At 67.2% G+C, this 17,901-nt stretch carries 15 protein-coding genes, 1 pseudogene and 1 riboswitch; of the genes and pseudogenes, 11 read left to right on the top strand and 5 right to left on the bottom strand.

What is annotated here, in order from left to right:
* The first annotated feature begins 52 nt into the window (after positions 1–52).
* The gene (locus QR64_RS16280; protein WP_039586237.1) at positions 53–1,624 is read left to right on the top strand and encodes a flavin-containing monooxygenase; all 1,572 of its coding nucleotides are present in this window, start codon (positions 53–55) and stop codon (positions 1,622–1,624) included.
* Here QR64_RS16280 and QR64_RS26000 read toward each other — a convergent pair.
* Entirely contained in the window at positions 1,521–2,207 is a 687-nt protein-coding gene (locus QR64_RS26000) for a TetR/AcrR family transcriptional regulator (RefSeq protein WP_071934601.1), read from the bottom strand. The genes QR64_RS16280 and QR64_RS26000 overlap by 104 nt on opposite strands.
* A gap of 174 nt (positions 2,208–2,381) precedes the next feature.
* Here QR64_RS26000 and QR64_RS16270 point away from each other — a divergent pair, with 174 nt between their 5' ends.
* From QR64_RS16270 to QR64_RS16245, 7 genes and pseudogenes are all read left to right on the top strand, one after another.
* Positions 2,382–3,230 (top strand): urea amidolyase associated protein UAAP1, encoded by an 849-nt coding sequence (locus QR64_RS16270; protein ID WP_024103516.1) that lies wholly within the window; start codon positions 2,382–2,384, stop codon positions 3,228–3,230.
* Positions 3,227–3,877, top strand: a complete 651-nt coding sequence (locus QR64_RS16265; protein ID WP_039586234.1) for an urea amidolyase associated protein UAAP2 — start codon at positions 3,227–3,229, stop codon at positions 3,875–3,877. Before QR64_RS16270 ends, QR64_RS16265 begins: the two co-directional genes overlap by 4 nt.
* A 7-nt stretch (positions 3,878–3,884) precedes the next feature.
* Positions 3,885–4,654: pseudogene (locus QR64_RS28060) on the top strand (urea amidolyase); the annotation flags it as partial.
* A gap of 1 nt (position 4,655) precedes the next feature.
* Positions 4,656–5,851, top strand: a 1,196-nt coding sequence (locus QR64_RS28055) for a carboxyltransferase domain-containing protein (protein ID WP_235367185.1), incomplete at its 5' end; no start/stop codon positions are given.
* Positions 5,848–6,615 (top strand): hypothetical protein, encoded by a 768-nt coding sequence (locus tag QR64_RS16255; protein ID WP_039586232.1) that lies wholly within the window; start codon positions 5,848–5,850, stop codon positions 6,613–6,615. The genes QR64_RS28055 and QR64_RS16255, both read left to right, overlap by 4 nt.
* The gene (locus QR64_RS16250; RefSeq protein ID WP_039586230.1) at positions 6,612–7,643 is read left to right on the top strand and encodes an isopenicillin N synthase family dioxygenase; all 1,032 of its coding nucleotides are present in this window, start codon (positions 6,612–6,614) and stop codon (positions 7,641–7,643) included. The genes QR64_RS16255 and QR64_RS16250 overlap by 4 nt, the downstream gene beginning before the upstream one ends.
* Before the next feature lie 21 nt (positions 7,644–7,664).
* Complete coding sequence (locus QR64_RS16245; protein WP_039586228.1) at positions 7,665–9,146, top strand: sodium:solute symporter family protein; 1,482 nt, start codon at positions 7,665–7,667, stop codon at positions 9,144–9,146.
* 60 nt (positions 9,147–9,206) lie between these two features.
* On the opposite strand, the gene QR64_RS16240 is transcribed toward QR64_RS16245, so the two are convergent.
* Positions 9,207–10,289 (bottom strand): DUF3558 domain-containing protein, encoded by a 1,083-nt coding sequence (locus QR64_RS16240; protein ID WP_229567629.1) that lies wholly within the window; start codon positions 10,287–10,289, stop codon positions 9,207–9,209.
* 159 nt (positions 10,290–10,448) lie between these two features.
* Positions 10,449–11,345 carry a type IV toxin-antitoxin system AbiEi family antitoxin domain-containing protein gene (locus QR64_RS16235; protein WP_039586226.1) on the bottom strand — a complete coding sequence of 299 codons (897 nt, stop codon included), beginning with the start codon at positions 11,343–11,345 and terminating at the stop codon, positions 10,449–10,451.
* A 608-nt stretch (positions 11,346–11,953) separates the two neighbouring features.
* Here QR64_RS16235 and QR64_RS16230 point away from each other — a divergent pair.
* A complete protein-coding gene (locus QR64_RS16230; RefSeq protein WP_019288141.1) occupies positions 11,954–12,874 on the top strand; it encodes a phosphodiesterase in 921 nt (306 codons plus the stop codon).
* On the opposite strand, the gene QR64_RS16225 is transcribed toward QR64_RS16230, so the two are convergent.
* Positions 12,871–14,367, bottom strand: a complete 1,497-nt coding sequence (locus QR64_RS16225; RefSeq protein WP_039586404.1) for a stealth family protein — start codon at positions 14,365–14,367, stop codon at positions 12,871–12,873. The genes QR64_RS16230 and QR64_RS16225 overlap by 4 nt on opposite strands.
* Positions 14,368–14,629: 262 nt before the next feature.
* Positions 14,630–14,721: riboswitch (TPP riboswitch) on the top strand.
* A 54-nt stretch (positions 14,722–14,775) separates the two neighbouring features.
* Between QR64_RS16225 and QR64_RS16220 the strand changes: the two genes are divergently transcribed.
* Together QR64_RS16220 and QR64_RS16215 are read left to right on the top strand one after the other, a co-directional pair.
* Positions 14,776–15,540, top strand: coding sequence for a 3-oxoacyl-ACP reductase (locus tag QR64_RS16220; protein WP_039586402.1), 765 nt, complete (start codon positions 14,776–14,778; stop codon positions 15,538–15,540).
* The gene (locus tag QR64_RS16215) at positions 15,540–16,844 is read left to right on the top strand and encodes an LLM class flavin-dependent oxidoreductase (protein WP_039586225.1); all 1,305 of its coding nucleotides are present in this window, start codon (positions 15,540–15,542) and stop codon (positions 16,842–16,844) included. The genes QR64_RS16220 and QR64_RS16215 overlap by 1 nt, the downstream gene beginning before the upstream one ends.
* Positions 16,845–16,859: 15 nt before the next feature.
* On the opposite strand, the gene QR64_RS16210 is transcribed toward QR64_RS16215, so the two are convergent.
* Entirely contained in the window at positions 16,860–17,804 is a 945-nt protein-coding gene (locus tag QR64_RS16210; protein WP_052227344.1) for a type IV toxin-antitoxin system AbiEi family antitoxin domain-containing protein, read from the bottom strand.
* Positions 17,805–17,901 lie beyond the last annotated feature (97 nt).

Genomic DNA, 17,901 nt, shown 5'->3' with positions numbered 1-17,901 from the left:
CGATAGCTCCGCGCATCGAACGAACCCCGCCGAAGGACGGAGTCGAGCGAACATGACCGCAGTCGAACCCGGCGGGTGCGTGCCCGCCGAGGTGGATGTCCTGATCGTCGGTGCCGGTATCTCCGGCATCGGCACGGCCTACCACCTGAAGACGAAGAGACCGGGGACGAGCTTCGCGATCGTCGAGGCGCGTGACGCGCTCGGTGGCACGTGGGACCTGTTCCGATATCCCGGCGTGCGCTCCGACTCCGACCTCCACACCCTCGGGTACGAGTTCAAGCCGTGGCGGAAGAAGCATGCGTACGCCGGAGGCGGCGAGATCCTCGGCTATCTCCACGAGACGGTGGACGAACACGGACTCCGTCCCTACCTGCACCTCGGGCACCGCGTCGTCGGCGCGTCCTTCTCGTCCGATACCGGCAGGTGGACGGTCACGCTCCTGCGCACGAGCGACGACACCATGCTTACGGTGACCTGCTCGTTCTTCTTCTCCGCGACCGGCTACTACGACTACGACGAGGGGTACAGCCCGGAGTTCGAGGGCAGCGACGACTTCCGCGGCACGATCGTCCATCCCCAGCACTGGCCCGAGGCTCTCGACTGTGCGGGCAAACGCGTCGTCGTCATCGGCAGTGGCGCCACCGCGGTGACGCTCATTCCCGCCCTGGCCGGCGTCGCCGAGCACGTGACGATGCTGCAGCGCTCTCCGTCCTACGTCCTGGGGTGGCCGAAGGAGAACAAGGTCGCCAACGCGCTGCGACGTGCACTCCCGACAGCGGCGGCCGACCGCGCCGTCCGTTCCCTGAGCATCCGGATGCTGCACGAGATGTACCGGACGAGTCGCCGGGCGCCGAACCTTTTCCGCCGTCTCCTGCGCCTTCGGATGACGAGCGTGCTGCCCGACGACTATCCCGTCGACGTGCACTTCAACCCGTCCTACGACCCGTGGGATCAGCGCCTGTGCGTCGCGACCGACGGTGACCTCTTCGACGCCATCGCCACCGGCGAAGCGTCGGTGGTCACCGATCGGATCGCCCGGTTCACGCCCACGGGGATCGCCCTCGAATCGGGGGGCGAGATCGAGGCCGACGTCATCGTCACCGCGACCGGCCTGAAACTGGTGCCGTTCGGGAGGATCGAAGTCGACGTCGACGGCGTCCCGGTCGACTGGCACGAATGCGTCACCTACAAGGCGACGATGCTCACCGGCGTGCCGAACTTCGCCTTCGCGTTCGGCTACACCAACTCGTCGTGGACCCTCAAGGTCGACCTCACCGGCCATCATCTGTGCCGGTTGCTCGACCACATGGACGACCAGGGCTACGACGTCGTCACCCCGATCTGCGACGATCCGGCCGTCGGCGGAGGGCCGTTCTGGGACCTCACGTCGAACTATCTCCGGCGCTCGGCCGACGTGTTCCCCACATCCGGGGAAGGCGGCCCGTGGTCGATGGAGCAGAACTACTATCTCGACCGCAGACGGCTGCGCCGCGAACCGGTCGACGATCCCGCCCTGCGTTTCACGCGGGTGGCCGAGCCGGCGGGTTCATCGAGCCCAGCAGGTAGCCGGGAACCCCCACCACGAGTGCCCGGGCCGCGCTCGTCACTGCCGCAAGGTCGCTGACACCGAGCACCGTCAGCGATGCCGTCGCCAGCGCTTCGGGGAGCCCGGCGTCGACGTCGCCGTCGTCGGCTCGCATGCCGATGACCGATTCGACGACCCGGAACGGCAGATGGGTGCGAGGATCGCCGTCGCCCACGATCTGCGCCGCCAGGGTCCGGTAGCGCTCCATCAGGTGCCGACGTTCCTCCCGGAACCGATCGAACGGTTCGGTGCGAACCTCCGGAAGATGGTAGAGCGCACCGAGATTCCATCTGCCCGCGGACAACTGAGCCGTGTCGAACCAGGCGAGTGTGCACAGGCGCACCTCGGGCGGCAGCGCGGGATCGAGATTGTCGTCGAAGTCGAGGGTCGGTTCGACGGTGTCCTCGAGCAACGCGACGAGGATGTCGTTCTTCGTCGCGAAGTGGTTGTACAGCGATGCCTGCCGGATCCCCACGGCCTCGGCGATCGTGCGTGTCGATGTGGGGGAGAACCCGCGGGTGGTGAACAGCTCCGCGGCGGCGTCGAGGATCTCGGCACGCGCGGTCGGCCCGGGCCGTCGCGGGGCGTGGAGGCGGGGGCGTCCTGGTCCTGCATGGGTCACGCCTCCACTGTGACACGACGAAAGGTGCTGCAGCGCCACCGTCTTCGTGCGTGAAGTTTTCGTCACACGTACGAAACACGCGTCACGGACTCGTTACGCCATGGACATTCCCCGAAGATGCGCGATGGGAAAACTGTCGATCGACAGTTTCCCCGGACCGCCGATCGGAGCACCATGACCGAGACCCTCGCGACCGCCACCACGCACGCTGCTCGTGCCCATGCCCGAGCGCAGGCAGGAACCGTCACCGACGCCATGCCGATCGTCCCGGCATCGTCGTGGCCGGCTCCGCCCAGCGGTCGCGCAGCGTCGATGACCTGGGCCGAGACCGTCCCCGGTGGCCGCTACACCAGCAAGGTCCTCGCCCGCGGCACCCGCCTGCGCCTGCGGGACGTCCACGGCACCGCCTGCGCCAACATCCTCCTGTTCCGCGCCGACGCCCCGCACGAACGGCTCAACGTCGCCGACACGGTGAAGGTGCCGTGGCAGGCCTATCTCGGTGTCGGGCACCCACTGCTCTCCGATCAGGGCCGCGTCCTCGCCACGATCGTCGCCGACACCTCCGGACGCCACGACGCGCTGTGCGGCACCACCCACGTCGCGGGGAACACTGCGAAATACGGTGAGGGATCGCTCCATTCGAGCTCTCCTGCGGGTCGCGAACTGTTCACCGTCGCCGCCGCCAAGCACGACCTGCAACCGCGCGACCTGCCGCCCTCACTGTCCTTCTTCCACGGTGTCCGCGTCGAGGAGGACGGCAGCCTCGTCAGCACCGGCAACGCCGGTCCCGGTGCCGCCGTCGACCTGCTGATCCACCTGCCGGTGATCGCCCTGATCGCCAACACCGCACACCCGCTCGATCCGAATCCCGAGTTCACCACCGGCAGCCTCGAAGTCCTCGCCTGGCGAGCACCCGGCGAACTGAACTCGCTGCCGAACACCGACCCCGAGTGCCAGCGCGCCGTGCTCAACACCGACGACGCTTGGGCCGCCGCCACGTCCGAAACGGAGATCCACCGATGACCATCACCGCCGACACCGCAGACCTCGCCCTCGTTCCCGGTCGCGTCGTCCTCGACGAGATCGTCGGACTCCGCGGCCCGTGGTCGGCCGTCGTCGCCGCCGGCGACGTACTCACCATCGTCGACCTGCACGGCAACCAGGCGGTCGACACCCTCGTCTACGACGCCGCCGACCACACCCGCCGCTACAGTGCCGCTGCCACCGTGGCCGCCCAGCAGACCCTCTTCCTCTCCACCGGTTCGGTGTTACGCGACGCCGACGGTGAGCCGCTGATGACGCTCGTCGCCGACGAGGTGGGCAACCACGACACCGTCGGCGGTGCCTGCTCGCAGGAGTCCAACACCCTCCGCTACGGGCACCACACCAAGCACCAGCACGCCTGCGTCGAGAACTTCCTCATCGAAGGCGCCAAGTGGGGACTGGGCAAGCGCGACCTCGTCTCCAACATCAACTTCTTCATGAACGTGCCGGTCGAGGCCGACGGCACCCTCGGCATCGTCGACGGCCTGTCCGCACCCGGCAAGCGACTCGCAATCCGCGCCGAGCGCGACGTGCTCGTCCTCGTCTCCAACTGCCCTCAGATCAACAACCCGTGCAACGGCTTCGACCCCACGCCGGTCCGCATGATCGTCACCCGCGGGGAATGAGGTAGTCATGACCACGAAGATCACCGTCGAACGTCCCGGAATGCTCACGACCGTCCAGGACTATCCCGGACGCACCGGTTACTGGCAGATCGGTGTGCCACCCTCGGGCCCGATGGACGACCTGTCGTTCCGCCTCGGCAACGTCGCGCTCGGCAACGACGAGGGCACCCCCGGTCTCGAGACCGCCATGGCCGGCCCCGCCCTGCGGTTCACGGAGGAAACCGAGGTGTGTGTGACGGGTGCGCCCGTCACCGTGCGCGTCGACGGGGCCGCCGTCCCGCAGTGGCGCCCGGTCACAGTCCCGGCGGGCGGCCTGCTCGACGTCGGAGCTGTCTCCGGGCCGGGGTTGCGCGTCTACGTCCTCATTCGCGGTGGTCTCGACGTTCCCGAATTCCTGGGCAGCGCAGCGACCTTCACGCTCGGAACGTTCGGCGGTCACGAGGGGTGCACACTGCGCGAGGGTGACGTCCTCGTCGTCGGGGAGAACGCTCCCGGCGCGAGCGCCCCGGTCCCGTCCGAGCACGTGCCCGCACTGAGCACGCGCTGGGAGATCGCGGTCACCGAAGGTCCGCACGGCGCACCGGAATTCTTCACCCGTGCCGACATCGATGCCCTCTACGCCACCGACTACGAGGTGCACTTCAACTCCGACCGCACCGGCGTGCGGCTCATCGGCCCCAAGCCCGAATGGGCGCGCACCGACGGTGGCGAGGCGGGCCTGCACCCGTCGAACATCCACGACAACGCCTACTCCGTCGGCGCACTCGACTTCACCGGNCCCCGATCCTGCTCGGCCCCGACGGTCCCAGCCTCGGCGGGTTCGTGTGCCCGGTGACCGTCGTGGCCGCCGACCGTTGGAAGCTCGGCCAACTCGCTCCCGGCAACACGGTCCGGTTCGTGCCCGTGAAGTCGCAGCACACCGCGTCCCGCCGCGAACTCGGCGTCGCGCGTCGCGCCGGACTGTCGCTGGTCACCTCGGCCGGTGGCGACGGTGACGACGGAGTGCTCACCCGCCGTGACGGCCACACCGCCGTCACCTACCGCCGTAGCGGCGACGACAACGTCCTCGTCGAGTACGGCGACATGACCCTCGACCTGGCGCTGCGGGCCCGCGTGCACGCGCTGCACCAGCGCCTCGAGGCCGACCGTCCTGCGGGTCTGCTCGAACTCACCCCGGGAATCCGGTCGCTGCAGGTCAAGGTCGACCCCGACGTCCTGCCCGTGCCGACCCTGCTCGGCCTGCTCGGCGAGGTCGAGGACACCATCGGCGACAGCGACGAACTCGAAGTCCCCAGCCGGCAGGTACGACTCCCGCTGTCCTGGGACGACCCGGCGACCCGCGAGGCCATCCAGCGCTACATGCACGGCGTGCGCTCCGACGCCCCGTGGTGCCCGTGGAACATCGAGTTCATCCGCCGCATGAACGGCCTCGACACCGTCGCCGACGTCTTCGACACGGTCTTCGCCGCCGACTACATGGTCCTCGGCCTCGGCGACGTCTACCTCGGCGCCCCGGTCGCGACGCCGCTCGACCCGCGGCACCGTCTCGTCACCACCAAGTACAACCCCGCGCGCACCTGGACCCCCGAGAACGCCGTGGGCATCGGCGGCGCCTACCTGTGCATCTACGGCATGGAAGGCCCCGGCGGCTACCAGTTCGTCGGCCGCACCACCCAGGTGTGGAACCACCGGCACCCGCAGCCGGCCGGCCCGTTCGAGGACGGCACCCCGTGGCTGCTGCGCTTCTTCGACCGCATCTCGTGGTACCCCGTCGATCCCGACGAACTGCTCGATCTGCGAGCGGATCTCGCTGCGGGTCGCGGTGGGGGAGTGGAGATCACCGACGGCACATTCTCCCTGACCGAGCACCGGAAGTTCCTCGCGGACAACGCTGCTTCGATCAGCGGGTTCCAGGCGACGCAGTCCGTCGCCTTCGGCCAGGAACGCGCGCGGTGGAAGGCGGACGGCGTATGACGGCCGCCGAACGGATCCGTCCGGTGGGAACCCGTTTCGAGCGAACACTGTTGGCTCGGCCGGGAGCAATCCCGGACACCACCACCCGCGTCACGTGGCTGCAGGGTGAGCGGTTGTACTGCGACCTGCGACGACCGGCGACACTGCCGACGGTGACGGCCTCTACTCTCGCCGAGATGGAGATCGACGACCTCGTCGCTCTCGCGAGCCAGGACGGATTCGCCGGCCGACTGCTCGACAGCAGCAACCATGTCGAATGGGAACGGGCCGTGTCGTTCCACCCGCTCGGACCGACACCCGACGCCGGCACCCTGGAGGCCCTCGACACCGACACCCTCGTCGAACACGGTGTGTTCGAGGAGTACACCGAGCACTGGCGCATCACGGATGTCTCGCCCGACATCGAGGAGTACCTACTCGAGGACGTCGAGACCGGAGCGACCGCAGTGCTCGTGCGGGTCGGAGAGTGCTTCGCATTCGGGCGGAGTCGCGATCACGCGCTCGGATCCGAACCCCTCGTCGAACAGATCCTCGGCGCAGCGACGGTGTCGGATGCCCGAGCGTTGCTGGACTGCGAGATCGCGGTGGGTCGCATCGAAGACAGCCGGTGGACCATCTCCGCATCGACCCTCCCGTACCGAAGCGGGCGCAATCTCCACCCCGTCTTCGGTCACGAGATCCGCACCCGAGACACAACATTCGACGGAACGTCCATCACCCGTCGGTGGCGTTCCGTCCACCCGACCCCGAGGGGTGACACATGACGTTCACGAGTATTCCCATCGTCGATGTGCATGCGCTGGTGTCCGGCGACGAAACCGGACGCGACGCCGTCGTCGCCGAACTCGGGCGCGCCGCGCGAGAAGTCGGCTTCGCGCAGATCGTCGGACACGGAGTCGACCCCATCCTCGTCGACGGATTGAAGGACGCGGCCGAACGCTTCTTCGCTCTTCCCGACGACGCGAAAATGGATGTGTACATTGGCAATTCCACCAACCACCGCGGCTACGTGCCGCCCGGTGAGGAAGTGTTCGCCGGAGCCACACCGGACCACAAGGAAGCATTCGACCTGTCGATCGACCTTCCGTCCGATCATCCCGAATATCTCGCCGGCAACCCGCTGCTCGGCCCGAACCAGTGGCCCGACCTGCCGGACTTCGACGAGCCCGTGAATGCGTACTACGAATCCGTCTTCGCTCTGGGACGTGTGTTGTTGCGTGCCTTTGCCGAAGCACTCGGCGAGGCGGCGGATCGGTTCGACCGCTATGTGACCACGCCGCCTGCTCAGCTTCGAATGATCCACTATCCCTACGATCCCGACGCCTCGGACCGTCCCGGCATCGGTGCCCACACCGACTACGAGGTGTTCACTCTTCTGCTCCCCACGGCGCCGGGACTCGAGGTCCTCAACGCCGACGGCGACTGGATCGACGTGCCCTACCGCGAGGATGCCTTTGTCCTGAATATCGGTGACCTGCTGGAGATCTGGACCAACGGAGTATTTACAGCGACGTCACATCGGGTGCGTAAGGTTGCCGAGGAACGTTACTCGTTCCCCTTGTTCTTCAACGTCGATCACGACACCCGGGTCGACCCGCTGGAGAGGTTCGTCGACGCCGACGGACCGCGCTACGGCGGAGTCACTGCCGGCGAGCACCTGTTCGCCCAGACGGCCCAGAGCTTCACCTATCTCCGCAAGCGGCTCGCCGCGGGCGAGATCACCCTTCCCGACAATGCACGCCCCCTCTACTCGCTCGGACGCGAAGCCCAACGCAGCGCTCCTGCCGTCTGACCCTCTCCATACGGAGCAGCCATGATCATCATCGGTGTCGCCGTGTGCCTCGTCGTTCTCCTCGGGGCCGGCTTCTACTCCACCCGCAAGGTCCGCGGACAGGCCGGGAACTTTCTTCTCGCAGGTCGCTCGCTCGGTGCCCCTGTCCTTGCCGTCCTGCTCATGTCGCAGGTCATCGATTCCAACGCGACCCTCGGTTCCGCCGACCTCGCGGCCGGATTCGGATTCTGGGCGGGTGCGGCGATGCCGCTGGGTGTCGCATCGAGCGTGCTGCTCGTCGGACTGTTCTTCGCGAAGCGCCTACGCGCGACGGGCGTCGTGACCCTGCCCGAGTTCTTCGCCCGCCGCTTCGGCCGCAGCACCGAGATCACCGCGTCCGTGCTCACGGTCGGCAGCTTCGGCATCCTCCTCGCCGGCAACCTCGTCGCCCTGGGCTACCTGCTCCAGTACTTCCTCGGCCTGAACTACACGGCGGCGGTGCTGGTGATCATCCCGTTCGTGCTCGCCTACACGGTGGCCGGCGGCATGTTCGCCAGCGTCTACACCGGCATGGTCCAGTTCGCGATCATGGCCGTCGGTATCGTCTCGCTCCTCGTGTGGACGGCCTTCGGACCCGGCTTCACCCACGGGGACGGCCTCGGCATCGGCGATCTCGGACAGCTCACCGATCCGGCGCAGGGGGCCGCGGTCAACTGGGCCACCATCGTCGCTCTCGGTCTCGGCAACCTCGTCGCGATCGACCTGATGCAGCGCGTGTTCTCCGCCAAGTCCCCGGTCGCTGCGCAGCGCGCCTGCTTCTCTGCGGCGACCGGCATTCTCGTCCTGTGTGTGCCGCTGTCCTTCGTGGCCCTTGCTGCCGTGTCGATCGTCGGTGACAGCGCAGCCGACGCCCCGATCCTCTACGTTCTGCTGGGCGAGTACACGCCGCAGTGGTTGTCGATCCTTGTGCTCTCCGGTCTGGTGACGGCTTCGCTGACCACGATCAGTGGTGTGCTGCTGTCCACCGCGACGGTTCTGGTGCGCAACGTCTTCCGCGTAGGCGGCGAGAACGCCGCGATGTCGTCGGACGTCATGAAGGCCACCCGCCTGCTCATGCTGCCGATGGCTGCCTTCGGTGCCCTCGTCGCGCTGCGGGTCCCGCAGACCGGCATCCTGCTCACCCTCACCTTCGACCTGCTGCTCGCCTCGCTGGTAGTGCCGTTCATCCTCGGACTGTTCTGGTCGCGCGGTGACGGTCGCGCTGTGGCTGCCGCAGCGATCGCCGGTATCACGGTGCGCGCCGGCTTCTTCGTCCTCACCCCCACGATCTACGGCGTCGACAACACCCTGCTGTACATCCCGAACTCTCTGGTCACCTCGAGCGTCGACGGCTGGACGACCTTCATCGGCTTTCTCGTCTCGCTGGTCGCGTACGTGACCGTGGCGCTGGTGCGCAGCCCGGTCCCCGCGATCACGGCGCCGGAGCCCGTCGTAGTCCCCGTGAAGCAGCCGGCTGCGGTGTAGTTCGCGCGCCGAACCGGGGTTCGCCACCGCAACACGCGGGGCGAGCCCCGGTTCACCGCGTCAGAGATCGACGAGTGTTTCGATGTCCTGAACGAGGGAGAACAGGGGAGCGCACTGTTTCTCGGAAGGAATCGGTTCGTTGTCGTAGGGGAAGTGCAACCACGAGCTGACGAGAACGCCGAATTTCGTGTCCAGGATGATCGCGCAATCGTTGCGGTCATGCTGGAGGAGCGCTCTCCTGCTATTGATCGTGATCTCGGTGGAGATATCGCGGTCGCGCTCGAGATATTCCTCGTAGGAGACATTGCCGGCGAGGAAAGTGATCGCGTAGGAATCCTTGTGGTCGGTCGTCTGGGCGAAGCTCTTCCATGAGCAGCTGATGAATGTGTACGTGCCGAAGGGAAGATCGGTGAGATCCTTGCTACGGTCGTCGAAACCTCTTTCGAGAAGTATCTCCATCGGAACATCCAGGCACGGATCGAAAGTGATGTCAGGTCGTTCCGAATCGTCGACGACGCGAGGCGTACGTACGGTCGTGGCGACCTCCATCATGATTCGTCCTGCGTCGACTTCTCGGTCCACCGAATCCTCGATCCGCTCGACGAAGCTTCTGGTCCGGCTGCATCGTGCGTCGTCCGTCATCGGCTGCATCTCGCGTGTGAGGTTGTGGTGCTTGATGCTGATCAGGCCGAATCGGGTGCTCATCGATATCTCGCAGCTGTTTGTTACGTTCGGGTCGAACTTGACGAGGGCGGGACGACCGCTGACTGTTGTCTCGGTGGTGTTCTCGGGGTCCCGCTTGTAGGCTTCGTCGAGCGTCCTGTTCGACGCCAGCAGGTACAGGTCGAACCAACCCGTATCGTTACTGTCCGGGGGAATGCTGTCGAAGGTGCACAGGATCGACGTGTAACCACCGGAGGTGTGCTCGGACTTCTGCCCGGTGGAGAGGTCGACACGTTCCGCACGGAAGGCCTCCTCCGGAATGTCCGCACATGGATCGAATGTGATTTGTGCATGCACTTCCGGGTCGACCGCTTTCGGTGTGTCGTTGGTGGGAAACACGCCTTCGGCCGCGATCGATGCCGGCCCTGGAGAATGGCTGCATCCCGCAACAAGAATCACTGTTATTGCAACTGCCGTCACCGACTTCGTGACGACTGTCGTCCACCTACGCACGTGACCCCCCGATCCGTTTCTGCCGGCGGGACGTTAGCACGTTCCTTCCTCAGCCCCGCACGGCGCAGTGATTGCTTGCGCGCCGCACCGGGGTTCGCTACCGCAACACGCGGGGCGAACCCCGGTTCACCGCGTCAGCTTCGCGGCGCGACGCGCAGCCTGCCGGAGTCTCTCCGTCACGACGTCGAACCGTTCCAACTCCGCCCACGTCCAGCGCACCACTTCGTAGCCCGCGTCGCGGATCGCGTCCTGCCGGAGCTTCTCGTCGAACACGTCGCGCGGGTCGGAATACTTGATCCGCCCGTCGAACTCGCCGACGACGCCGTTCTCCCAGAAGAAGTCGACGCGATAGCGCCGCCCGTTCCCGCCCACGATCTCGTACTGGAGGATCGGTCGCGGCAGTCCTGCTTCCGCAATGCGTAGACGCGACAGCGATTCGCCCGCACTCTCGCTGCGACCGTCCAGAAACGGCACCACTGTGCGGGCACGAGCCAGGCCGTGGCGGGTCCGGGCATCGGCCAGCGCCCGCGAAACCTGTTCACGCATACCGGGGTACAGGCGAAGAGCGGAATCGCCTGCGATGACGGCCTGCTCCTTCGGGAGCGTGCGCGCGAGGTCGACGACGGTGCGGGCAATCGACGTGACGGCTACTCCGTCGACGACCACCACGTCGTCGCCGAGTTCGGTCGGATGCACGTGGATCTGCGAGGTGACACGACCGCGCCGCGTGGCGGGCCGGGAGATGTGGACGAGGTCGAGCGGTACGTCCCACAGTTCGAGGCCGTGCAGTGCCGCCGCCGACACGTGGCTGAGCGCCTCGTCGGGACCGAGCGTCGCTCCGACATGCCGGGCACGGACACGGTGGACGCCGACGGGTCCGATCGCGTCGACGTCACAGCGGTGCAGATAGCAGCCGCGTCCGACCCGTACGAGTGAGCCGGTGCGAACGGCAGTGCGGATCTCGGTGTCCGAGAGACCCGCGACGGCGAGCGAGGCGTTGGTGAGGATGTTCGGATCAGTCACAACGACGATCCTGCGCGGTACGACACTCACCGAACCCGCGACGATCTCCCGATCCGGGGCACCTGTGGATCGATCGCGGGGTTGGGGACAAACTCCTGTTGGGAGNGGTTCGCGCGTGCTACAGCGGCGGCGAACCCCGGTTCGGCGCGTTTCTCGCTTCCTCGAAGACGATGTCCCCGAGGAGGGTGCACTGCTCCACCGCGGGAGGCGGCTGCATGTTTGGGGATCATGACGCCCCTCGCCGGGATGGGTAGTGGTGAATCCATGGCACTCCCGGTGGGGACGTCGAGAGGGAACGGCAGTCGTGTGTCGGACGCCGAACGTCCGTCGACCCTGTTCGCGCGCCGAACCGGGGTTCGCTGCCGTAACACGCGGGGCGAGCCCCGGTTCACCGCGTCAACGACCGGTCCGTGAACGACCCTCTGTTGTGAGCCAGATCACCAGGGCTGAAGCGGCTGTCCGTTTCCGCAGGTCACCAGGCAATGACACGCTGTTCGCCGCGGGGTCTGGGTCTCGATGTGATCCAGAAGCCATGGAGTCGTGGAAACACAATCGCTACCGTTGATGGCGATCGAGTGCCCGAAACGGGCGAATGGAAGTGAGAGATCATGGGCAGTTCTCCGGCCCCTGAACGAATTGCCGAATACCCCAGACCTTCGCACACCCTCCTTCATCTCACCGATACACACCTCGTCGGTGGAGACGAACTCCTCTACGGCACCGTCGACGCCGACACCCGCCTCGGCCTGATCCTCGACGACATCCGTGCCTCCCGGGTCCGACCCGACGCCCTGGTGTTCACCGGCGACCTCGCCGATCGCGGCCAGCCCGACGCCTACCGCAAGCTCCGCGGACTCGTCGAACCACTGGCCGCAGCGCTCGACGCCGCGATCGTGTGGGCGATGGGCAACCACGACGACCGCGCGACCTTCCGTGAAGAGCTGCTCGACGAAGCGCCTCTCGGCGCACCGATCGACGCCGTCCACACCGTGGGCGGACTTCGGATCGTCAGCCTCGACACCTCGGTCCCGGGCCATCACCACGGTGAGGTGACCGACGACCAGCTCGCCTGGCTCGCCGACGAACTCTCGACACCCGTCCCGTTCGGTACCGTTCTCGCACTGCATCATCCGCCCGTGCCGAGCGTGTTCGACATGGCTGTCCTCGTCGAACTGCGCGACCAGGCCGGTCTCGCCGAAGTGCTGCGCGGCACCGATGTCCGCGCCATCCTCGGCGGTCACCTGCACTACTCGACCTCGGCCACGTTCGCGGGCATCCCGGTGTCCGTAGCTTCGTCGACCTGCTACACGCAGGACCTGAACGTCCCGGTCGGTTCGCAGCGCGGGCACGACGGCGCGCAGGGTTTCAACCTCGTGCACGTCTATCCCGACACGATCGTGCACTCCGTGGTGCCCAGCGGAAGTTACGCCACCGCCGGGCAGCCCCACACGGCCGAGGACGCGGCGCGGCGTCTGGCCGAAGCCGGCATCCGCATCCCCGAGAACCCCGACCTCACCGTTCGGATCTAACCGACGTCCGGTCGGCCCGGGTGGCCGGTCTCCCAGGGTGCCGGGATCGGGTAGTACCGCTCCAGGAACTGCGTGACCTTCGCGGTGCGCAGCTCCAGGTCGACCTCGGGCGTGCTGCCGTCGTTGAGGCAGAACAGGTCGAGATTGCGGCGCGCCAGGATCGTGTCCAGATGTCGCAGACCGGACTTCACAGTGGTGTCGACGTACTCCACCTTCGCCGTGGTCTGCTGCACCGCGCGGCCGGTCAGCAGCGTGTAGTAGTGGTAGAAGGAGTTCGTCACCGAGATGTTGTCGGCCGCCCGGAACGGGCTCGCCGCCGTCGCAGCGAACTCGTCCCCGAACTCGCGTTCCATCTCCGCCATGATCGACCTGCGCAACGGGACCGGGGTGTGTTCGAGGTGCCGAGTGATGGTGACCCCGAAGCGATCCTGCAGGAGCTTGCGGTTCATGCGGGCGGAGTTCTCGAATCCGCTGCGCGACGGGTCGTTCCGACCCAGCCCGATCCGCACGTCGCACTCGATGAACTTGCTGACACCCCCGCCGGAGAAGAACAGGCTCGGGCTCACCCGGCGACCGAAGAACATGTCGTCGTTCGAGTACAGGAAGTGCTCGGACAGCCCCGGGATGTGGTGCAGTTGCGACTCGACCGCCATCGAGTTGTAGGTGGGCAGCGCCGACGGGTCGGCGAAGAACTCCTCGCTCCGCACGAACGTCACACGCGGATCGTCGGCGAGCCACGCCGGTCGCGGCGAGTCGGTGGCGACGAAGATCCGCCGCACCCACGGCGCGTACATGTGGACCGAACGCAGGGCGTACTTGAGTTCGTTGATCTGCCGGTAGCGCGCCGGCGAGTCGTCACCTTCGCCGACGACGTAGTTCTGCATCAGTTTCGCGCGCTTGGCCTGGAACGACTTCGACGACCCGTCCACCCACGAGAACACGAGGTCGATCTCGAACGGGATGTCGCCGGGGTGGCGGTCGAACATGCCCTCGATCGTGGGCCACAGCTGTCCGTACCGCTCGACCGTCGTCCGGCGCATCTCGTCGCGCAGGGCGATCGTGCGGGTGAGGGCGTTCGGGCGAGGCATGATCACCTCGTCGTCGGTGTAGGTCCACAGTTCGATGTCGACTCCGTTCGACGCGCCGTACCGCATCCCGCTGGTCAGTTCGACGCGCGGGCGGAACAGCCGGAACACGCGGTCCTTCCTGTCGCGTGAGAGACGTCCGTCCGACACCGGAACCGGGCGTCGCTTGGAGCCGACAGCCTTCGAGTAGAACGGCTCGTCGGCGCATCCCTCGGCGAGCGCGGCACGCAATCTCTTCTGATCGGCACGGTCGATCGCCAGGATCGGGCGGTCGCTGTCGTCGCGGACGAGCAGGTAGTCGATGTGCGCCCGGTCGAGGACGCGGCGCAGGAGCAGTACGTCCTCGATCCGAGCCTCGTCGGGCGTCGTGGTGGTGATCGGGATGGCGTAGCGATCCTCGAACCACACCACTTCCTCGTGCCTCGCGGGGCCGCGGACGGTGGCACGGTCGAGCGGCGGAGCGTCTCCGACCTGCTGGGAAAGGGAGACGTAGGGAGCGTTGTAGGGGGCCGGCGTGTGCGTCGGAATCTCCTTTCGCGGGTCGGGGCAGGAAAGGCTCATTTTAACGCCGATCTGAGCTAAGTTCCCGGGTCGGTGATGTGACGATCCGATGAATGCCGACGCCGACGGTCTCGACGGGGTCGAGATCCCGAGGTGTAACCTGTGCGCAGGACTCGACACGGGGTGCCGGACACGGCTGAGAGAACACCCGTCGAACCTGATCTCGATTATGCGAGCGAAGGGATGCCGAGCCGGCGCCAGGCCACAGGTCTGTCGCCCTCACGCACCCTTCCCCACACAGGGAAGGCACAGAAGATGTCATTGCAGAACCAGGTCGTCCTCGTCACCGGTGCCGGGCGCGGCCTCGGCCACAGAATCGCGCAGGCGTTCGCCGACGAAGGAGCCGCCGTCGTCCTCGATTACCGGCGCAGCGGCGAGGGCGCTCACGAACTGGCCGACAAGATCGGACCCGAGCGGGCCGTCGCTCTGAAGGCCGATGTCACCGACCGCGCCGAGGTCGAAGCGCTGTTCGCGCGGGCCCGCGAGCACTTCGGACGTCCCGTCACCACGGTCGTCAACAACGCCCTGCCCGACTTCTCGTTCAACGGCGACGCCCGCGTCAAGGCGGACGAGATCGGATACGCCGAATTCGGTGCCCAGTTCGACGGGGTCGTCGGTGGTGCCGTCAACGTCATCCAGGCCGCGCTGCCGGGCATGCGGGAAGCCGGCGGCGGCAGCGTCGTCAACATCGGCACCAACCTGTTCCAGCACCCCGTCGTCCCGTACCACGACTACACCGCCGCCAAGGCCGCGCTGCTGTCGCTGACCCGCACCTTCGCCGCCGACCTCGGCCCCGACGGGATCCGCGTCAACATGGTCTCCGGTGGGCTGCTGCGCACGACCGACGCATCGTCGGCGACCCCCGAAGCGGTGTTCGACCTCATCGCGTCGTCGACGCCGCTGCGGAAGGTCACCACCCCCGAGGATTTCGCGGCCGCGGTGCTGTTCTTCGCCTCCGACTGGTCGCGGGCCGTCACCGGGCAGAACCTGGTGGTCGACGGGGGACTGGTGATGAACTGATGACCGGACCACGCACCCTCCACCTCAACGCCTTCCTCTACGGCGTCGGGCACCACTCGGCGGCATGGCGCCATCCCGACTCCGCCGCCGAACGCATCGGCGACATCACGTATTTCGAGGAACTCGCCCGCACCGCCGAACGAGGACGCCTCGACGCCGTGTTCTTCGCGGACGGTCACAGCGTCAACCCGAAGTACACGGCGGGCACCACCTGGTTCCTCGAACCCCTCACCGCGCTGGCGGCCATGGCGCGCGCGACCGAGCACATCGGTCTGGTCACCACCGTTTCTGCAAGCTTCTTCACGCCGTTCCACGCGGCACGGATGCTGGCCTCGCTCGACCACATCAGTGGTGGCCGCGTAGGAGCCAACATCGTCACCTCGATGTTCGACGAGGAAGCGCGCAACCACGGATTCGACGCGCTCCCGCCGCACACGGAGCGATATGCCCGGGCGGAAGAGTTCATCGAAGTGCTGTGCGCACTGTGGGATTCGTGGGACGACGGCGGTGCCCTCGTCGACCGGGTCGGCGGCAGGTTCCTGGACTCCTCCGCGATCCGTCCGATCCATCACCGGGGCAAGCACTTCCGCGTCGACGGTCCCCTGACCGTGCCGCGGTGCCCGCAAGGCCGACCCGTGCTGTTCCAGGCGGGGGCGTCGGAGACCGGGCGCAACCTGGCGGCCCGCCACGCCGAGGCCGTCTACTCCGTCGCGTGGGACATGACCGCGGCGATCGAGTACGCCACCGACCTGCGCGCGCGGATCGCCGCGGCCGGCAGGGATCCCGGTACGGTCGCCATCCTGCCCGGGCTCGTCACCTACGTCGGTCGCAGCGAGGAGGAGGCGTGGGCGAAGAAGGCGGAACTCGATGCGCTCCTCGACGTAGATGCTGCCATCACCCAGCTCGGCGTGTTCACGGGTCAGGACTACACCGGCCACGACCTCGACGCTCCCGTCGCCGACCTGCCACCCATTGAGGAGTTCACCGGGCCGCAGGGGCGCTACGCGACGGTGCAGCGCATCATCGAGACCCGCCGTCCCACCCTGCGCGAACTGCTCGGCTACCTCGCCGCGGGTGGTGGTCACGCGACGATGATCGGCACCCCCGAGTCCGTCGCCGACAGCATCGAGGAGTGGTTCAGCGCGGGTGCCTGCGACGGCTTCAATCTGATGTGCCCCGCCTATCCGGATTCCCTCGACGACTTCGTCGACCTCGTCGTCCCGGAACTGCAGCGTCGCGGCCTGTTCCGGACCGAATATCCCGGCTCGACCCTGCGCGACTCGCTCGGTCTGAAGACGGTATAGCGGAGCGCGAAGCGGTCATCGGAGCGGGTTGTAGCGCGCGCCGATGACCGTTTCGCGCTCCAGAGCAGCCCGACGTGCCTGCTGCCGACGACGTGCGCGCTCGAACCGATCGACGACGACGTGGAATCGCGACAGCTCCGCCCAGTTCCAGCGGATCACCTCCAGCCCGAGATCCCGTAGCGCATCCTCGCGCTCCTTCTCAGCGAGCAGATGGTGGCGCTCGGTGTACTTTCCGGCACCGTCGAACTCGCCGACGATGCCGAGTTCGCGCCACAAGAAGTCCACGCGGTACCGGCGTCCGTCACGAACGACGATCTCGTGCTGCAGGTCGGGCATCGGTAGACCCGCCTCGATCATGTGCAGCCGCGACAGCGACTCCCCGACACTCTCGCTCCGGCCGTCGACGAGGCGCGCGATCGACTCCGCCGCGACGATCCCGGTCCTACCTCGACATACAGCAAGGATCCGGGGCAGGTCGAGATGCGCCGTCGGATCCGCACGCAACGCCGAATCGCCGATGACGAGAGCACGCGGACGCGACAGCGTGCGCGCGACGTCGACGACGGTACGAGCGAGCGACGTGACGCGCAGACCGTCCACCTCGACGACGTCACCGTCCAGGTCGGAGGTGTGGATGTGCAGGTCGTCGCTCACCCGGCAGCTGCGCGTCGGTGGGCGCGTGACGTGGATCCGTCCCAGCGGCGCGTCCCAGACGTCGAGGCCGTGGACGACCGCGGCCGTCACATGACTGAGCGCCTCGTCGGCGTCGAAGCGGGAGCCGACGAGGCGTGCCCGGGCGAGATGAACTCCGGCGGGGCCGAGGGCGTCGACGTCCTCTCGTGTCATGTACGTGCCGCGGGCGATCCTGACGAGCTCGCCATGCCGGAGTCGTGTGCGCACCGCACGATCCGATATGCCGGCCTCGGCGAGCATTGCTCTCGTCCACACCTGTCGGGTCATGGACCCGATCTTCGGGCACGGCCGGACCCGTTCCGGGGCCGTCGCACTCCGATCGCCTCGGTCTGTGGAGAACTCGAATGCCTGTGGACAATCACAT

Source organism: Rhodococcus sp. Chr-9 (genome assembly GCF_000801125.1).
GTDB lineage: Bacteria > Actinomycetota > Actinomycetes > Mycobacteriales > Mycobacteriaceae > Rhodococcus > Rhodococcus pyridinivorans.
The sequence above is the reverse complement of the archived record's forward strand: the minus strand, read 5'-3'. Positions and strand labels throughout refer to the sequence as shown.